Origin of the sequence: Streptomyces sp. HUAS MG91 (assembly GCF_040529335.1) — a bacterium.
GTDB classification, from domain to species: domain Bacteria; phylum Actinomycetota; class Actinomycetes; order Streptomycetales; family Streptomycetaceae; genus Streptomyces; species Streptomyces tabacisoli.
Genome location: NZ_CP159534.1, coordinates 733,245 through 749,831, shown reverse-complemented (window position 1 = coordinate 749,831; position 16,587 = coordinate 733,245). Strand labels below are relative to the sequence as shown.

The following is a 16,587-nucleotide window of genomic DNA, read 5'->3' as shown; positions in this document are numbered from 1 at the left end:
CTCGAGGAGTCCTGCATGTTCGCCTACGCGGTGCGACGGGTCCTCGTCTCGATCCCCGTCCTGATCGCCTCGACGTTCATCGTGTTCCTGGTCGTCGTGAACGCCGGCGATCCCGTCGCCAACTTCGCCACCTCCCGCAACCCGGCCCCGACCAAGGCCGCCGTCGCCTCCTTCGCCCGGCACATCCACGCCGACCAGCCGGTCGTAGTGCGCTACTGGAACTGGATCGTCGGCGTCCTGCACGGCCAGTGGGGACCGTCCGTCGATCCCAACCTCGACATCGGGCACGACCTGTTCACCCGCTTCCGGGTGACCGTGATCCTCGTCGTCGCCTCGATGCTGCTCGCGCTCGTCCTCGCCGTCGTGTTCGGGGTGTACAGCGCGGTACGCCAGTACTCGCCCTCCGACTACGTCATCACCCTCGCCGGATTCCTCTTCCTGTCGATGCCCGTCTTCTGGTTCGCGGTCCTCCTCAAGCAGGGCGGCATCTGGTTCAACGACCAGACCGGCTCCGCCTTCCTCGGCACCATCGGCGACCGCTCCGCGTATCTGGAGGTCGACACCTTCGGCAACCAACTGAGCGACCGCATCGGTCACTTGGTGCTTCCGGTCATCACCCTGGCGCTCGTGTCGTTCGCGTCCTGGACCCGCTACACCCGCGCCTCGATGCTCGAAGTGCTCGACTCCGACTACGTGCGGCTCGCCCGCGCGAAGGGCATCCGCCGCCGCAAGGTCCTCACCCACCACGCGCTGCGGACCGCCCTCATCCCGCTCACCACCGTCACCGCCCTCGACGTGGCCTCCCTGCTCGGCGGCGTCGTCATCACCGAAACCATCTTCCAGTGGCACGGCATGGGCGAGATGCTGGTCGACGCGGTCACCAAGGTGGACGTCTACCGCACCATGGCGTGGCTGCTGCTCTCCGCGGTGATCGTCATCGTCTTCAACCTCATCGCCGATCTGCTGTACGCCGTACTCGACCCGAGGATCCGTTATGACTGACACCACTCAGGCGGCGGGCGCGGCGGGCGGTGAACTCCCGCACATCGGTGACGAGTTCACCGTCAAGGAGCGTACGCAGACCCAGCTGGTGCTCCGGCGCTTCGTGCGGCACCGGGCGGCGATGGCCAGCCTGGTGATCTTCGTGCTGATCGTGCTGTGGGCGTTCATCGGGCCGTACCTGTGGCACTACTCGTACCAGAAGTTCACCCCCGACAACTCCCAACCCCCGTCCGCCAAGCACCCGTTCGGCACCAACTCCTCCGGCTACGACGCGTACGCGCAGGTGATGCGCGGCACCCAGACCTCGCTGAAGATCGCCATCATGATCGCGGTCGGTTCGACGCTCGTCGGCGCGGTGTGGGGAGCCGTCGCCGGGTTCTACCGGGGCGTGGTCGACGCGGTGATGATGCGTATCTCCGACCTCGTCCTCACCCTGCCGCTGCTCGCCATCGCCCTGGTCATCTCCGCCCGCAGCGGCGGTAGTTGGTACTGGATCGCCATCGTCGTCGCCGGTCTCACCTGGGCGTACGTCTCGCGCGTGGTGCGCTCCACCGTGCTGTCGCTGCGCGAGAAGGAGTTCATCGAGGCGGCCCGGGCGCTCGGCGCCTCCGACACCCGGATCATCTTCCGGCATCTGCTGCCCAACGCGCTCGGGCCGATCATCGTCAACGCCACGATCCTCGTCGCCACCGGCATCCTCATCGAGACGGCGCTGTCCTTCCTCGGCTTCGGCGTGCAGCCGCCGGACACCTCGCTCGGCCTCCTCGTCTCCCAGGCGCAGACGGCCGTCGACACCCGGCCCTGGCTGTTCTACATCCCCGGCGCGTTCATCATCGCGATCGCGCTGACCATCAACTTCATCGGCGACGGGTTGCGCGACGCGTTCGACCCCCGACAGCAGAGGGTGCGCCAATGACCGTGTCCGGCAGGTCCGCCGACGGGCGGGCCGAGCTCGCGCTGCCCACCGAGGACACCGTGCTCGAAGTGGACGACCTGCGCGTGGAGTTCCCCACCGAGGACGGTGTCGTACGGGCCGTGCGCGGCGTCGGCTACCGCCTGGAGCGGGGCGAGTCGCTGGGCATCGTCGGCGAGTCCGGATCCGGCAAGTCGGTGACCGCGCTCGCCGTGATGGGCCTGCTGCCGAAGACCGCGCGAGTGGCCGGCTCGGTGCGGTTCCAGGGCACCGAACTGCTCGGCCTCGGCGACTCGGCGCTCTCCGACATCCGCGGCAGCGGCATCGCCATGATCTTCCAGGACCCCATGACCTCGCTCAACCCCGTGTACTCGGTGGGCCACCAGATCGAGGAGGGCCTGCTGCGGCACAACGCGGGCCTGTCGAGGAAGGCCGCGCGCGACCGGGCCGTCGACCTGCTCGGCATCGTCGGCATCCCGCACCCCGCCCGGCGCGTCGACGACTACCCGCACGAACTCTCCGGCGGGATGCGCCAGCGCGTCGTGATCGCCATCGGCATGGCCAACGACCCGGCCGTCATCATCGCCGACGAACCCACCACGGCCCTCGACGTCACCGTGCAGGCACAGATCCTCGACGCGCTGGAGACCGCGCGGGACGAGACCGGCGCCGCGCTCGTCCTGATCACCCACGACCTCGGCGTCGTCGCCGGGCACACCGACCGGGTCGCCGTCATGTACGCCGGACGCGTCGTCGAGACCGGCTCCGTGGAGGACATCTTCTACACACCCCGCATGCCGTACACCCTCGGCCTGCTGGGCTCGCTGCCCCGCATGGACCGCGCGGAGGAACGGCTCACCCCGATCACCGGATCACCGCCGTCCCTGCTGAACCTGCCACCGGGCTGCCCCTTCGCGCCGCGCTGCCCGATGCGCGAGGACGTGTGCGACCGCGACGAACCCGCACTGCGCACGACCGCCCACGCCGGGCACCGCAGCGCCTGCCACTTCGCCGACCGGCTCGTCGACACCGCCGCGGACGAGGTGTTCGAGGTGACGGGCGCCGACACGGAGGCCCTCGCACGGCTGGCCGGCGGCGACGCCCCCGAGGACAGCCCGGCCCGCCCGGCCGGCCCACGGAAGGACCCCGCATGACGACGGCCACCGGGACCGAGCCGGTCCTCCAGGTCCGCGACCTGGTCAAGCACTTCCCGGTCCGCTCGCGGGGCATCGTGCGCCGCACCATCGGCGAGGTGCACGCCGTGTGCGGCGTCTCCTTCGACCTCCACGCCGACGAGACCCTCGGCCTCGTCGGCGAGTCCGGCTCCGGCAAGACGACCACGGCCCGCACCCTGCTCAACCTGGAGCGGGCCACCTCGGGCAGCGTCACCTACCGCGGCCGGGAACTCACCACGCTGAGCCGCCGTCACATGCGGCCGCTGCGCGAGGACCTCCAGATCGTCTTCCAGGACCCCTACGCCTCGCTCGACCCGCGCGTCTCCGTCCACGAGATCGTCGCCGAACCCCTGCGCATCCACGGCCGCTACGACGAAGCGGGCCGCGCCGACGTCCGTGAGCTGCTGCGCCTCGTCGGCCTCAACCCCGAGCACGGCAACCGCTTCGCCCACGAGTTCTCCGGCGGCCAGCGCCAGCGCATCGGCATCGCACGGGCGCTGGCCCTCCGCCCCAAGGTCGTCGTCCTCGACGAACCGGTCTCCGCGCTCGACGTCTCCATCCAGGCGGGCGTCCTCAACCTCCTGATGGACCTCCAGTCCGAGCTCGGCCTGTCCTTCCTGTTCGTGGCGCACGACCTGTCCGTGATGCGGCACGTCGCGCACCGGGTGGCCGTCATGTACCTGGGCCGGATCGTCGAACTCGCCCCGACCCGCGAGCTGTTCGCCCGCCCCGCGCACCCCTACACCCAGGCCCTGATCTCCGCGATCCCGCTGCCCGACCCGCGCAAGGAACGGGCCCGCCGCCGGATCATCGTGCAGGGCGACGTGCCCAGCCCGATCCGCCCGCCCAGCGGCTGCCGGTTCCGCACCCGCTGCCCGAAGTTCGCCGAGCAGCTCACGGACGAGGAGCGGACGGCGTGCGTGGAGCAGGTCCCCGAACTGACGGACCGCGGCAGTGGCAACCCCGTCGCCTGCCACTACGCCCAGCCGCTCGAACTGCTGTGAACGTCAAGCGGGTTGATACGTCGCCGCGGCCGCCCGGAGCACGGCCCCGGCGTTCTCGGTCACCGGATCACCGTGACCGAAGCAGGCCACCTCGCTCTCCAGCGCCGCGAGCCGGGCGAAGGAGGCGACGGCCCGCGCGCGGTCCAGGTTGAACACGCCCAGGACGATCTGCCCGTCGACCGGGGACGCGGCGATCGCGTCACCGGCGAACAGCACGCCGTGCCGGGGCAGATGCACGGCGATCGACCCGTCCGTGTGGCCGGGCGCGCCGACGATCCGCGCCCCGCCGCCGAAGTCGAGGGTGTCGCCGTCCGCCAACTCCCTTACCTCGGGCGGCAGATCGGGCTCGGGCAGCGGCGGCGGGAGCTGCGCCAGGGCCTGGGCGTGCAGCGGCCGCTCCCAGTCCTCGTGGACCGGCGGCGGACCCTGCGCCTCGCCCCGGACGAACGGCGCGTCCAGCCGGTGGGCGTACACCTCGGCGCCGCTGAGCCGGCCGAACTCGGCGGCGCCGCCCACGTGGTCCTCGTGGAAGTGGGTGAGCACGACGCGCCGCACGTCCTCGGGGGCATGCCCCCAGGCACGTACGGCGTCGGCGATCGGCAGGCCCGCGCCGGGCGCGCCCGCGTCGATCAGGGTGAGCCCGTCGTCGTCCCGCCACAGATAGGCCTGCCCCACGGGAAAGCGCAGCAGCCGCAGCCGCGGGGTGACGTCGAACGCGTCGGTGAGGTCGTAGGTCGTCATGCGGCGACCGTACGAGCCCCACCCACCGGACGGCACACATCTCGGCCCACAGCAGAGCGGGCCGGGACCGCGTCAGTTCGCGGCGGCGTACTTCTGCAGGAACAGCGCCTCCGCCACCGAGAGCCGCTCCAGCTCCTGGGGCGACACCGACTCGTTGACCGCGTGGATCTGCGCCTCCGGCTCGCTCAGGCCGATCAGCAGGATCTCCGCCTCCGGGTAGAGCGAGGCGAGCGTGTTGCACAGCGGGATCGAGCCGCCCTGACCCGCGTAACTCATCTCCTGGCCGTCGTACGCCTCGGCCATCGCGTCCGCCAGCGCCGCGTACGCGGGGCTCTGGGTGTTCGCCCGGAACGGCTGGCCCTGGCCGACCTGCTCGACCGACACACGGGCGCCCCACGGCGTGTGCGCCTCGATGTGCGCCATCAGCAGCTTCGTCGCCTCACCGGCGTCCACGCCCGGCGGCACCCGCAGGCTGACCAGCGCGCGGGCGCCGGCCTGCACGGACGGCGTCGCGCCGACGACCGGCGGGCAGTCGATGCCGAGCACGGTCACGGCGGGGCGCGCCCAGATCCGGTCGGCGACCGTGCCCGCGCCGATCAGACCGACCCCGTCGAGCACCTTGGCGTCCTTGCGGAACGCGTCCTCCTCGTACTGCAGACCGCTCCACGACTCGGCCGCGTCCAGACCGTCGACCGTCGTCGAGCCGTCCTCGGCCCGCAACGAGTCCAGTACGCGCACCAGCGCGGCCAGCGCGTCGGGCGCGGCCCCGCCGAACTGGCCGGAGTGCAGGTTGCCTTCGAGCGTGTCGATCTGCACCCGCACCAGGGTCATGCCGCGCAGCGTCGCCGTCGCGGTGGGCAGACCGCACTGGAAGTTGCCCGCGTCACCGATGACGATGGTGTCGGCGGTCAGCAGCTCCGGGTGCTGCTCGGCGTAGCGCTCCAGGCCGCCGGTGCCCATCTCCTCCGAGCCCTCGGCGATGACCTTGACGCTCACCGGGACCCCGCCGTTCGCCTTCAGCGCGCGGACCGCCAGCAGGTGCAGCAGCACACCGCCCTTGCAGTCGGCGCTGCCGCGCCCGTACCAGCGGCCGTCCTCGCGCTCGGTCAGCTCGAACGGAGGCGTCACCCACGCCTCCTCGTCCAGCGGCGGCTGCACGTCGTAGTGCGCGTACAGCAGGACCGTGGGCGCGCCCTGCGGTCCGGGCAGATGGCCGTAGACCGACTGCGTGCCGTCCGGGGTGTCGAGCAGCGCCACGTCCTCGAAGCCCTCGGCGCGCAGCGCGTCCGCGACCCAGTTGGCCGCGCCCTCGCTCTCGCTCTTCGGATACTGGTCGAAGTCCGCCACCGACTTGAAGGCCACCAGCTCGGCCAGCTCCGCCTTGGCGCGGGGCAGCAGGGAGGCGACGGTCTCGGCGATCGGATGCGGCGACATGGGCACGCTCCTCGTAGGTGCGACGTTGTACAGGGGGTATCGATGATCCTCCCACAGAGGGTCACGGCGCCGCCCGCCGTAGGATGCCTGGGAAACGTGCGGCAGGCGGCTGAAGACGGAGCAGTAGACCATCGTGAGCAGCGAGAATCCCGAGAACGCGACGGGCAACGACATGGGCGACGAGCGGGACATGAGCGTGTGGGACGTCGTGGTCGTGGGCGCGGGCCCCGCCGGCGCCTCCGCCGCGTACGCGGCCGCGGTCGCCGGACGCCGCGTGCTGCTGTTGGAGAAGGCGGAACTGCCGCGCTACAAGACGTGCGGCGGCGGCATCATCGGCCCGTCCCGCGATTCCCTGCCACCCGGCTTCGAGCTCCCGTTCAAGGACCGGATCAACGCGGTCACGTTCTCCCTGAACGGCAAGTACGCGCGGACGCGTCGCTCGCGCAGCATGCTGTTCGGGCTGATCAACCGCCCGGAGTTCGACGCCCAGCTGGTCGAGCACGCGCAGAAGGCGGGTGCCGAGCTGCGCACCGGCGTCACGGTCACGCGGGTCGAGCAGCACGGTTCCGCGGTGCCCGACCGGCGGACCGTCGCGGTCGTGCTGCAGGACGGCGAGACGGTGCTCGCGCGCGCCGTCGTCGGCGCGGACGGCAGCGCCAGCCGGATAGGAGCACACGTCGGGGTCAAGCTGGACCAGGTCGACCTCGGCCTGGAGGCGGAGATCCCGGTGCCGGAGACGGTCGCCGAAGACTGGCGCGGCCGGGTCCTCATCGACTGGGGCCCGATCCCGGGCAGTTACGGCTGGGTCTTCCCCAAGGGCGACACGCTCACCGTGGGCGTCATCTCGGCGCGCGGCGAAGGCGCCGCCACCAAGAAGTACCTGGAGGACTTCATCGCCCGGCTCGGGCTCGCCGGATTCGAGCCGGCGGTCTCCTCCGGGCATCTGACGCGCTGTCGGGCCGACGACTCGCCGCTCTCGCGCGGGCGGGTCCTGGTCTGCGGCGACGCGGCCGGACTGCTCGAGCCGTGGACCCGTGAGGGCATCTCCTTCGCCCTGCGCTCGGGCCGGCTCGCGGGGGAGTGGGCGGTGCGCGTCGCCGAGTCCCACGACGCCGTGGACGCCCGCCGCCAGGCGCTGAACTACGCGTTCGCCATCAAGGCGGGCCTGGGCGTCGAGATGGCCGTCGGCAAGCGGATGCTGAACGTGTTCGAGCGCAAGCCGGGGCTGCTGCACGCGGCGCTGACGGGTGTGCGTCCCGCGTGGAACGCGTTCGCGAGGATCACCCGGGGTTCGTCCTCCCTGGGCGAGCTCGTGCGGACGCATCCGATGGCGGGGCGGGCGCTGTCCCGGTTCGAGCGCTGACACCGTCGGCGTGCCCCCGCGCCGGGACCGGGTGCGAGGGCGCGCCGGTCCCGGGTGGCGCGGGCGTCAGCCGTCGACGGTGATCCGGAAGACCGGGTGGTCGGGGGAGGCCGCCGAGATCTCCGCGTCCGAGGACTTCGCCGTGACGCCCTTGAAGTAGTCGTCGACCTGCCAGCCCCAGCGCTCCAGATAGGTGCGCAGGACCTCGCGCTTCAGGTCGTCGTCGGCGAGCTCGACGGCCTCGAAGGTGCGGACCTTGCGGCCCACGCGCAGCTCGCCGCCGCCCGCGGCGAGCATGTTCTTCACCCACTGGGAGTGGCCGCGGGCCGAGACCAGGTACTGGACGCCCTCGTGCGTGTGCGGGTTCACCGGGATCCGCTGCAACTGGCCGCTCTTGCGGCCGCGCACCGACAGTTCGGCGGAGCCCGCGAGGCTGAGGCCGCGCCGGGCCAGCCAGCCGATCACCTTGTTGAGGCGGATCGTGGTGGGGCTGCCCTTGAGGTAGTAGGGCTCGGACTGTGCGCTCATGGTGACCCCCAGGAGGAGTGCGGGCGGTGCTCCGAAGTGTGAGCACTGCTCTCGCTTAAGAGCAGTCTGCACGAGAGTGGTGCGCTGAAGCAAGAGCAGTGCTCTCTTTTGTTGTCGGCGCTCCGGAACGTGTGCACCGCTCCGCAGGCGTGGAAGACTGCACCCATGAGTACGAGCCGCACCACCCAAGGGGCCCGCGCCCGAGCACGGCAGGAGATCACCGCCGCCATCAAGGACGAGGCGCGCAGACAGCTCGTCGCCGACGGCGCCGCCAAGCTCTCGCTCCGCGCCGTCGCCCGCGAGCTCGACATGGTCTCCTCGGCCCTGTACCGCTACTTCCCCAGCCGGGACGAGCTGCTGACCGCACTCATCATCGACGCCTACGACTCGCTGGGCGAGGCCGCCGAGCGCGCGGACGCCACCCGGCAGCCGACGGCCACGGCGGCCCAGCGCTGGGTCACCGTGTGCCGGGCCGTCCGCGCCTGGGCCCTCGCCCGTCCGCACGAGTACACCCTCATCTACGGCTCCCCGGTGCCGGGTTACACCGCGCCGATGGCCACCGTGCCGGCCGCGTCCCGGGTCGCGCTGCTGCTCATCGGCATCGTCCGGGAGGCGTACGAGGACAAAGGCGTGGCCCTGCCCAAGCTTCCGCCCGCGCTGCGCCCGGAGGCCGAGCGGATCGCCGCCGACATCGCGCCCGACCTGCCGCCCGAGATCATGGTCGCGCTGACCGCCGCTTGGGCGCAGTTGTTCGGGCTCATCGGTTTCGAGCTGTTCGGCCAGTTCAACCGGGTCGTCGAGGACCGGGCCGCCTTCTTCGACCACGCCGCCGCGCAGCTCGCCCACGGGGTCGGGCTCGTGAAGTGACGCGGCCGGGGCGGGGGCCGTCGGGTACTCCGCGGGGAGTACGGGTGATGACCACGCCCGGCTGACGCCCGCGACGGCCCGCGGCCCTTAGCGTGGCCGCATGGACGAGCAGCGCGAGCGGGCCGGTGACCCGCCCGGGGACCACGGCGGACCACCGTGGCGGCACGGCGGCCCGCCGCCGTGGGCGCCGGGACCCTCCTGGTGGAACCGGGCCGACGGCGGCCGCCTGCCGTGGCGGTCGACGGCGCTGGTCACCCTGATCGTCCTCGTCGGCTCGACCATGGCCGCGCACGGCCGGGCGGGCGACCGGGCCGGCCTCGACGCGTTCGCGTACCTGCTCCTCGTCCTCGCCTCGGTCCAACTCCTGTGGCGGCAGCGGCACCCGGTGGCGGTCGCCTACGGCACGGCGCTCTGCGCGACGGTGTACCTGGCGGCCGGATACCCGTACGGGCCCGTCTTCCTCCCCGTCGCCCTGGGCTGCTTCGCCGCGCTCGTCGCCGGACGCCGGTACGCGGCCTGGGGAGCCGTCGCCCTGTTCTGGGCCGGGCACGCCGTGGTGGGCCACTGGCTGTACCGCTATCTGCCGCCGGCCGGGGACGGTCCCGCGCCCTGGGGACAGGAGGGGATCATCGCGGCGTGGGTGCTCGCCGTCGTCGCCGTCGCCGAACTGACCCGGATCCGGCGCGAGCAGTGGGCGCAGGCGCGCGCCGAGCGGGAGCGGGCCGCACGCCGGCGGGCCGACGAGGAGCGGCTGCGCATCGCCCGCGAACTGCACGACGTGCTGGCCCACTCCCTCTCCGTCATCAACGTCCAGGCGGGCGTGGGGCTCGCCCTGCTCGACGCCGATCCGGAACAGGCGCGGACGGCACTGGCGACGATCAAGGGCGCGAGCAAGGAGGCGCTGGGGGAGGTGCGGCAGGTCCTCGACACGCTGCGGGCGCCCGGCGACGCTCCGCGCGCCCCCGCCCCCGGACTCGACCGGCTGCCCGAGCTCGTGGAGCAGGCGGCCGGTGCCGGACTCGTCGTCGACGTCGCCACCGGCGGGGAGCGGGTGACGCCGTCGCCGGGCGCGGACCTCGCCGCGTTCCGGATCGTGCAGGAGGCCCTGACGAACGTCGTCCGGCACTCGGAGTCCCGGCGGGCGCGAGTACGACTCGATCACCGGCTGGGCGTGCTGACGGTGACCGTCGACGACGACGGGCCCGCGAGCCACGCCGAGGCGGGCGGCAGCGGCAACGGGCTGGCCGGGATGCGTGAGCGCGCCGCAGCCCTGGGTGGCACCATCGAGGCGGGGCCGCGTCCGGACGGCGGCTTCCGGGTCGTCGCCGAACTGCCGCTCGCCCCGCCCGCCCCGCCTTCGAAGGACTCACGGTGATCCGCGTACTTCTCGCCGACGACCAGTCGCTGGTCCGCGCCGGTTTCCGGGCGCTGCTCGACGCGCAGGACGACATCGAGGTCGCCGCCGAGGCCGCCGACGGTGAGCAGGCCGTCCGGCTCGTACGCGAACTGCGCCCCGACGTCGTCCTGATGGACATCCGGATGCCGCTGCTCGACGGGCTCGCGGCGACCCGCCGGATCGGCGCCGACCCGGACCTCGCGGCGGTGAAGGTGGTCATGCTCACCACCTTCGAGCTCGACGAGTACGTCTTCGAGGCGATCCGCTCCGGTGCCTCCGGCTTCCTCGTCAAGGACACCGAACCGGACGAACTGCTGCGCGCCGTACGGGCCGTGGTGCACGGCGACGCGCTGCTGTCGCCGGGCGTGACCCGGCGGCTCATCGCCGAGTTCGCGGCACGCTCCAAGGAGCCCGCCGGAGCGGTGTCGCTGGCCGGGCTGACCGAGCGGGAGCGGGAGGTGATGGCGCTGGTCGGGATCGGCCTGTCGAACGAGGAGATCGCCCGGCGCCTCGTCGTCAGCCCGCTCACGGCGAAGACACACGTGAGCCGCGCCATGGTCAAGTTGGGCGCCCGCGACCGGGCCCAACTCGTCGTCCTCGCCTACGAGTCGGGCCTGGTCAGACCGGGATGGCTCGGCTGATCGGCGAGGGTGTCGTGCGGGACCGCCCGGTGCGCCGGGCCGGGCGCGACCGTAGGGCGGTCACGCGTGGGGGCCGGGTTCGTCCTCGGCGGACCGGTGCCGGTCGAAGCGCGAGAGCACCCGGACCACCCGGGCGAGGAAGGCCACGGCCGCCACGGTCCCCGCGGCCGAGTAGAGCCCGCCGCGGGCGCCGCCCGACACGAGGCCCAGGAACGCCGGAAGGGCCAGGAGCGCGAACACCGCGGCGGCCAGCAGGGCGCCGGTGAACAGCGCGAAACCGATCTCGACGGTCATCGCGTCCCGTTGGGCCTGCGTCCTGCGTGTCCGTGCTGTCGCCATGGTGGTGGCCCCCGTGTGTGTCATGTCGTCGAGGGTGGCACACACGGGCCGATGGGCGACAGCGTCTTGCCCGTCGCCCATCGGCCCGCCCCCCGTCTCAGTCGCGCAGGGCGAGGCGCTGCTCGCCCGCCTCGGCGTCCCGCGCCCCGTCGGCCGGCGCCGAGCCGGCGATCACCACGGTCTCCTGGGGCCGGCGCGAACGCAGGCCGGTCAGCGTGACCAGCAGCCCCGCGACGGCGATCGCCGTGATCACCACGAGCCCGGGGCGGAAGCTGTCCAGGACGGCCTGCGGCGAGGCGCCCTCGGGAGCGTTCGCCGTGATGACCGCCGTGACCACCGCGAGGAAGATCGCGCCGCCCACCTGTACGGACGTGTTGAGCAGCCCGGAGACCATGCCCTGCTCGTCGTCGTGCACGCCGTTCGTGGCCTGGATGTTGAGGGACGGGAAGACCAGGGCGCACGCCGCGCCGATCAGCAGCATGGTGGGCAGGATGACGGCCGCGTAGACCGGATCGAGGCTGATGCGCAGGAAGAGCGCGTAGCCGACGACCATGAAGGCGAAACCGACGGCGATGACCCGGGGCGTGCCGAAGCGGTCCACGATCGAGCCGACCTTCGTCGACGACAGCGCGACGAGCGCGCCCGCGGGCAGGAACGCCAGCGCCATGCTCAGCGCCGACCAGCCCAGCAGCGACTGCAGGTACAGCGTCGCGAGGAACTGGAAGCTGACGTACGAGCCGAAGAAGGTCATCGCGCCGAGCTGCGCGCGGATCTGCGACCCGGAGCGCAGCACGCCGAGCCGGATCAGCGGCGACGGCGAGCGCCGTTCGACACGGACGAAGACGGCCAGGAGGACGACGACCGCCAGGAACGAGAGCAGGGTGCGCGCCGAACCCCAGCCGGCCTCCGGCGCCTGCACCACCGTGAACACCAGGAGCAGCATCGACAGGGTGCCCAGCGCGGCGCCGGGGATGTCGTAGCCGCGGTGGTGCTCCTCCTTGGCGCTGTGCGGGATCAGCTTCAGGCCGAGGAGCAGGGCGACGACCGCGATCGGCGCGGGCAGCAGCATCGTCAGCCGCCAGCTGGCCTCCGTCAGCAGGCCGGAGAGGACGAGGCCCATGGAGAAGCCGGTGGCGGCGCAGGTGGTGTAGATGGACAGGGCCCGGTTGCGTACGGGGCCCTCGGCGAACGTCGTCGTGATGATGGACAGGCCGGCGGGCGCGGTGAACGCGGCGCTGAGCCCCTTGATGAAGCGGCTCGCGATGAGCAGCGGCCCGGAGTCGACCAGCCCGCCGAGCAGCGAGGCGAGCGCGAAGACGCCGAGGGCGATCAGGAAGACGCGGCGCCGCCCGAGCAGGTCGGCCGCGCGGCCGCCGAGGAGCAACAGGCCGCCGTAGCCGAGGATGTAGCCGCTGACGACCCATTGCAGGGTCGCCGTCGACAGGTCCAGCTCCGAGCCGATGGACGGCAGGGCGACACCGACCATCGAGACGTCGAGCGCGTCCAGGAACATCGCGGCGCAGAGCACGAGCAGCGTGCCCCACAGGCGCGGGGACCAGCGCTCCGACGAGGCCTCGGGGGACGAGGGAGCAGCGGTGAGCGGAGAAGTCATGCGGAGCACAGTACATGCACATGCATTGACTGCACGTGCATTTAATGACGATGCAACAAAGGGAGCTTTTTCTGCTACGGTGCGGTCATGGCGGCAGGAGAAGCGGAGGCCGGGACGCCGGTCGGCCTGGTGGAACAGTGGCGGGACATCCTCTCGCTGCACGCGCGCACGATGTGCGAGCTCGATCGTGAGCTGCACCGGCACGGCCTCGGCGCGAGCGACTTCGAGGTGCTCGACGTGCTCGCCGAGGGCACGCCGGAGGACAGCGCGTCCGGTTATCGCGTCCAGGAGATCGCCGGGCAGGTGCACTTGAGCCAGAGCGCCCTGTCCCGGCTCATCGGCCGTCTGGAGAAGGACGGTCTCGTGGAGCGCGGCATGTGCAGCGAGGACCGGCGCGGGGTCCGGGTCTGCCTCACACCCAAGGGGCGTGCCCTGCACGCCGAGGTGCGGCCCCTTCAGCGGGCCGTCCTGAGCCGGATGCTGGAGTCCGACTCGCCGGAGTGACGGCCCGCCGCGGGGCGGGTCAGATGCCCGAGCGCTCGCGCCACAGCGCGGCGAGGGCGGCGTCCCCGGTGACGTCGGGGAACGGCAGCCGGTTCCACAGCGCCAGATAGAGCCGTGCCGCAGGGCCGGACACCTCGCACTCGGCGTCCCCGACGGCGCCCCGCTCCGCGGTGGGCGGGTCCTGGGTGATCCGCACCGTCCAGACGGCGTCGGCGTCCGTGGCCCGCACCCGCAGCAGGCGGGGCGTGTCCGAGCGCACCCGGCTGCGGCTGCGCGCGTGGAACCCCGACAGCAGCTCGTCGATGCCGTCGACCGCGAACTCCTCGGTGACGGGACCGTACGCGTCCTGGTCCGGCCGCTCCAGTGCCGACTCGGCGTCCACGCGGTGCACCGTCGTCTCGTGCGCCTGCCGCCGCGCCCAGAACGCCAGCGGCGACGGTGCCGGAAGGAACGCGAAGCACTCCAGGTCGAGCGGGGCCGCTGTCAGGGTGTCGACAAGGCGGCGGTGCCCCTCCCGGTACCAGGCGAGCAGCCCGTCGCCGTCGAGGCCGGGCGGGACGTCCGGCATCGGGCGGCGCGCCGTGACCGCGTCGGTCAGGAACCCGGTGGCCCAGCGGTGCACGGCTCCCTGATGGCGCACCAGGTCGCGGATCCGCCAGCCGGGGCAGGTGGCGACCTCGGCGTCCACCCCCGCCTTCTCCGCCGCGGTCGCGAGCGCCCGGCCTTCCGTGTCCACGATGCGAATGTGCTCGGCGATCTCCATGGGGGTGAGTGTGCCCGGTGGGGCGTGCCGTGGCGCGGGGTTTTCCGGGACTCAGCCGGCGGCCGCGCGGCGCGTCGCGAACCCGATCGTCGCCGCCACCGCCGCGAGCAGCGCCACGCTCGTCAGCGCGAGGGGCAGCGAGAACCAGTCCGCCATGAACCCGATCGCGGGCGGCCCGAGCAGCATGCCGCCGTAGCCGAGCGTGGACGCGGCGGCGACGCCCGTCGGACCGGCCAGGACCCCGGCCCGCTCGATCGCGACGGGGAAGATGTTCGCCAGCCCCAGGCCGGTGATCGCGAAGCCGGCGAGGGCGAGCCACACCGAGGGCGCCAGCGCGCCGAGCAGCATGCCGACGGCGCCCGTCGCGCCGCCGAGGACCAGCGTCCGGGTCCGGCCGAGCCGTTCCAGCAGGGTGGTGCCGGAGATCCGGCCGATCGTCATGGCGAACGCGAAGCACGAGTAACTGGCCGCCGCCACGCCCGGATGCGCGTGCAGGTCCTCCTCCATGTGCAGCGCGCTCCAGTCGGCCAGGGCCCCTTCCCCGTACGCCGTGCACAGGGCGATCAGGCCGAACACGAGGACGAGCAGCCGGGTGCCGCGGTCCAGCCGGTGCGACGGTGCGGGTTCCTCGGACCGGATGCGTTCCCGGGTGCCGGGGGAGCGGTGGCGGAGCAGCGTCGGCCCGGCAGCGGCCGTGACCGCCAGGCCGATGACCATGATCGCCATCAGGTGCCGGGTCGGCGACAGATGCGCCGCGACCAGCCCGCCGAGGCCCGAACCGACCATGCCGCCCAGGCTGAACGCGGCGTGGAAGCTGGGCATCACCGGCCTGCCGAGCGCGGCGACCAGATCGACCGCCGCGCTGTTCATCGCCACGTTGATGCCGCCGTACGCCGCTCCGAACACCAGCAGCACCAGGCCGAGCGCGAGCGGCGAGTGGGTCAGCGGCGGCAGCACGATGGTCAGCGGCAGCAGCACCGCGCAGGCGACCGTCACCTCATGGCTGCCGAAGCGGCGGCACAGCCGTCCGATCAGCATCATCGTGATCACGGCGCCGGCGGACACCCCGAGCAGCGCGAGTCCGAGCGCGCTCGCCGACGCCCCGGTCTGCTCCTTGATGGCGGGGATGCGGACCACCCAGCCCGCGAAGACGAAGCCGTCGAGGGCGAAGAAGACCGTGAGGGCGATGCGCAGACGGGGCAGGGAGGGGAGGCGGGGGCTGTCGGCGCTGACCGTCCCCAGTTTGTTTAGTAGCGGCACAAAGTCAGATTAGAGGTGGATCCGCCCCCGCGACAAGAGGGGTCGGGAAGGGGATGTGCGCTGGTCCCGGGCGTGCGAAGGGCGCGCGGTGCGACGGTGCACCGCGCGCCCGGAGTGGTCGCCGTGGGAGGGGGGGGAGTGTCAGACGGCGAGGACCCGCACGCCCGCCTCCTCGAAGCGTTCCAGCGTCGCCTTGTCGGCCGACTCGTCCGTCACGAGGATGTCGACCTGCGCCACGTCGCAGATCCGGGCGAAGGCGCGGTGGCCCAGCTTGCTGGCGTCCGCCGTGACCACGACGCGCTCGGCCCGCTCGCACAGCAGCCGGTTGATCGCCGCCTCCGCCTCGTCGTGCGCGGAGGCGCCGTGGGTGACGTCGAGACCGACGACCCCGAGGACGGCGGTGTCCAGGGTGATCTGGCCGAGGACCCCGTCGGCGAGCGGCCCGATCAACTCGTACGACTGCGGGCGCGCGACCCCGCCCGTCAGCACGATCTTGAACTGGGGGCGCACCGCCAGTTCGTTGGCGATGTTCAGGGCGTTCGTGACGATCGTCAGGGCGGGGGTGCCGGAGGCGAGCTCCGGGCGGACCGCGAGCGCCCGCGCCACCTCGGTCGTCGTCGTGCCGCCCGTCAGGCCCACCGCCTCGCCGGGGGTGAGGAGTTCGGCGACCGCCGTGGCGATCCGCTGCTTCTCCGAGGCGTTGCGGGCGGTCTTGTAGCGCAGCGGGAGTTCGTAGCTGACGCCGTGCACGACGGCGCCGCCCCGGGTGCGCACCAGCATCTGCTGCTCGGCGAGCTGGTCGAAGTCGCGGCGGATCGTCGCGGCGGACACCCCCAGTTCGCCGGCCGCGTCCTCCACGTCGAGGCGGCCGCGCTCGACGAGCAGTTCCAGGAGGGACTTCCAGCGGGCGTCGCGGGACATCCGCGGCCTCCAATCGACGATCGGCTCGGTCGCGCAAACCCTAGCTGCTGTACCCACTGATGCTTGATTGTGATTGAAAGCGCGCTATATCTTGCAGGAACAAGCAATCGTTTCGGTAGCCGAA

At 72.4% G+C, this 16,587-nt stretch carries 17 protein-coding genes; 9 read left to right on the top strand and 8 right to left on the bottom strand.

Going from position 1 to position 16,587, the window contains the following annotated elements:
* Nucleotides 1–15: 15 nt before the first annotated feature.
* Genes ABII15_RS03525 through ABII15_RS03510 form a run of 4 tightly spaced genes read left to right on the top strand, consistent with a single transcriptional unit; the run spans nt 16 to nt 4,094 of the window.
* A complete protein-coding gene (locus tag ABII15_RS03525; protein WP_353940772.1) occupies nt 16–1,002 on the top strand; it encodes an ABC transporter permease in 987 nt (328 codons plus the stop codon).
* Nucleotides 995–1,918, top strand: a complete 924-nt coding sequence (locus tag ABII15_RS03520; RefSeq protein WP_353940771.1) for an ABC transporter permease — start codon at nt 995–997, stop codon at nt 1,916–1,918. The genes ABII15_RS03525 and ABII15_RS03520 overlap by 8 nt, the downstream gene beginning before the upstream one ends.
* Entirely contained in the window at nt 1,915–3,069 is a 1,155-nt protein-coding gene (locus tag ABII15_RS03515) for an ABC transporter ATP-binding protein (RefSeq protein WP_353940770.1), read from the top strand. The genes ABII15_RS03520 and ABII15_RS03515 overlap by 4 nt, the downstream gene beginning before the upstream one ends.
* Nucleotides 3,066–4,094 (top strand): oligopeptide/dipeptide ABC transporter ATP-binding protein, encoded by a 1,029-nt coding sequence (locus tag ABII15_RS03510; protein WP_353940769.1) that lies wholly within the window; start codon nt 3,066–3,068, stop codon nt 4,092–4,094. The genes ABII15_RS03515 and ABII15_RS03510 overlap by 4 nt, the downstream gene beginning before the upstream one ends.
* A 3-nt stretch (nt 4,095–4,097) precedes the next feature.
* On the opposite strand, the gene ABII15_RS03505 is transcribed toward ABII15_RS03510, so the two are convergent.
* Both ABII15_RS03505 and ABII15_RS03500 read right to left on the bottom strand, forming a co-directional pair.
* Complete coding sequence (locus ABII15_RS03505; RefSeq protein ID WP_353940768.1) at nt 4,098–4,835, bottom strand: MBL fold metallo-hydrolase; 738 nt, start codon at nt 4,833–4,835, stop codon at nt 4,098–4,100.
* A 72-nt stretch (nt 4,836–4,907) separates the two neighbouring features.
* The gene (locus ABII15_RS03500) at nt 4,908–6,269 is read right to left on the bottom strand and encodes a dipeptidase (protein WP_353940767.1); all 1,362 of its coding nucleotides are present in this window, start codon (nt 6,267–6,269) and stop codon (nt 4,908–4,910) included.
* A 172-nt stretch (nt 6,270–6,441) separates the two neighbouring features.
* On the opposite strand from ABII15_RS03500, the gene ABII15_RS03495 reads away from it, so the two are divergent.
* Nucleotides 6,442–7,632: a geranylgeranyl reductase family protein gene (locus ABII15_RS03495; RefSeq protein WP_353946953.1), complete on the top strand. Its 1,191-nt coding sequence runs from the start codon at nt 6,442–6,444 to the stop codon at nt 7,630–7,632.
* Between the two features lie 66 nt (nt 7,633–7,698).
* Here ABII15_RS03495 and ABII15_RS03490 read toward each other — a convergent pair whose 3' ends face one another.
* Nucleotides 7,699–8,160: a nitroreductase family deazaflavin-dependent oxidoreductase gene (locus ABII15_RS03490; RefSeq protein WP_353940766.1), complete on the bottom strand. Its 462-nt coding sequence runs from the start codon at nt 8,158–8,160 to the stop codon at nt 7,699–7,701.
* A gap of 165 nt (nt 8,161–8,325) precedes the next feature.
* Here ABII15_RS03490 and ABII15_RS03485 point away from each other — a divergent pair, with 165 nt between their 5' ends.
* The 3 genes from ABII15_RS03485 (at nt 8,326) to ABII15_RS03475 (ending at nt 11,064) form a co-directional block, all read left to right on the top strand.
* The gene (locus ABII15_RS03485; RefSeq protein WP_353940765.1) at nt 8,326–9,027 is read left to right on the top strand and encodes a TetR/AcrR family transcriptional regulator; all 702 of its coding nucleotides are present in this window, start codon (nt 8,326–8,328) and stop codon (nt 9,025–9,027) included.
* A gap of 280 nt (nt 9,028–9,307) precedes the next feature.
* Entirely contained in the window at nt 9,308–10,402 is a 1,095-nt protein-coding gene (locus ABII15_RS03480) for a sensor histidine kinase (RefSeq protein ID WP_353946952.1), read from the top strand.
* Nucleotides 10,399–11,064, top strand: coding sequence for a response regulator transcription factor (locus ABII15_RS03475; RefSeq protein WP_353940764.1), 666 nt, complete (start codon nt 10,399–10,401; stop codon nt 11,062–11,064). The genes ABII15_RS03480 and ABII15_RS03475 overlap by 4 nt, the downstream gene beginning before the upstream one ends.
* Before the next feature lie 60 nt (nt 11,065–11,124).
* On the opposite strand, the gene ABII15_RS03470 is transcribed toward ABII15_RS03475, so the two are convergent.
* Nucleotides 11,125–11,427: a DUF6332 family protein gene (locus ABII15_RS03470; protein ID WP_353940763.1), complete on the bottom strand. Its 303-nt coding sequence runs from the start codon at nt 11,425–11,427 to the stop codon at nt 11,125–11,127.
* 73 nt (nt 11,428–11,500) lie between these two features.
* On the bottom strand, nt 11,501–13,015 hold the full coding sequence (locus ABII15_RS03465; protein WP_353940762.1) for an MFS transporter: 1,515 nt from the start codon (nt 13,013–13,015) through the stop codon (nt 11,501–11,503).
* Nucleotides 13,016–13,102: 87 nt separating this feature from the next.
* On the opposite strand from ABII15_RS03465, the gene ABII15_RS03460 reads away from it, so the two are divergent.
* Nucleotides 13,103–13,519, top strand: coding sequence for a MarR family transcriptional regulator (locus tag ABII15_RS03460; protein ID WP_353940761.1), 417 nt, complete (start codon nt 13,103–13,105; stop codon nt 13,517–13,519).
* 19 nt (nt 13,520–13,538) lie between these two features.
* Here ABII15_RS03460 and ABII15_RS03455 read toward each other — a convergent pair whose 3' ends face one another.
* From ABII15_RS03455 to ABII15_RS03445, 3 genes are all read right to left on the bottom strand, one after another.
* Nucleotides 13,539–14,282 carry a maleylpyruvate isomerase family mycothiol-dependent enzyme gene (locus ABII15_RS03455; RefSeq protein WP_353940760.1) on the bottom strand — a complete coding sequence of 248 codons (744 nt, stop codon included), beginning with the start codon at nt 14,280–14,282 and terminating at the stop codon, nt 13,539–13,541.
* A 51-nt stretch (nt 14,283–14,333) separates the two neighbouring features.
* Complete coding sequence (locus ABII15_RS03450; RefSeq protein WP_353946951.1) at nt 14,334–15,485, bottom strand: MFS transporter; 1,152 nt, start codon at nt 15,483–15,485, stop codon at nt 14,334–14,336.
* A gap of 198 nt (nt 15,486–15,683) precedes the next feature.
* Nucleotides 15,684–16,463 carry a DeoR/GlpR family DNA-binding transcription regulator gene (locus tag ABII15_RS03445; protein WP_353940759.1) on the bottom strand — a complete coding sequence of 260 codons (780 nt, stop codon included), beginning with the start codon at nt 16,461–16,463 and terminating at the stop codon, nt 15,684–15,686.
* Nucleotides 16,464–16,587 lie beyond the last annotated feature (124 nt).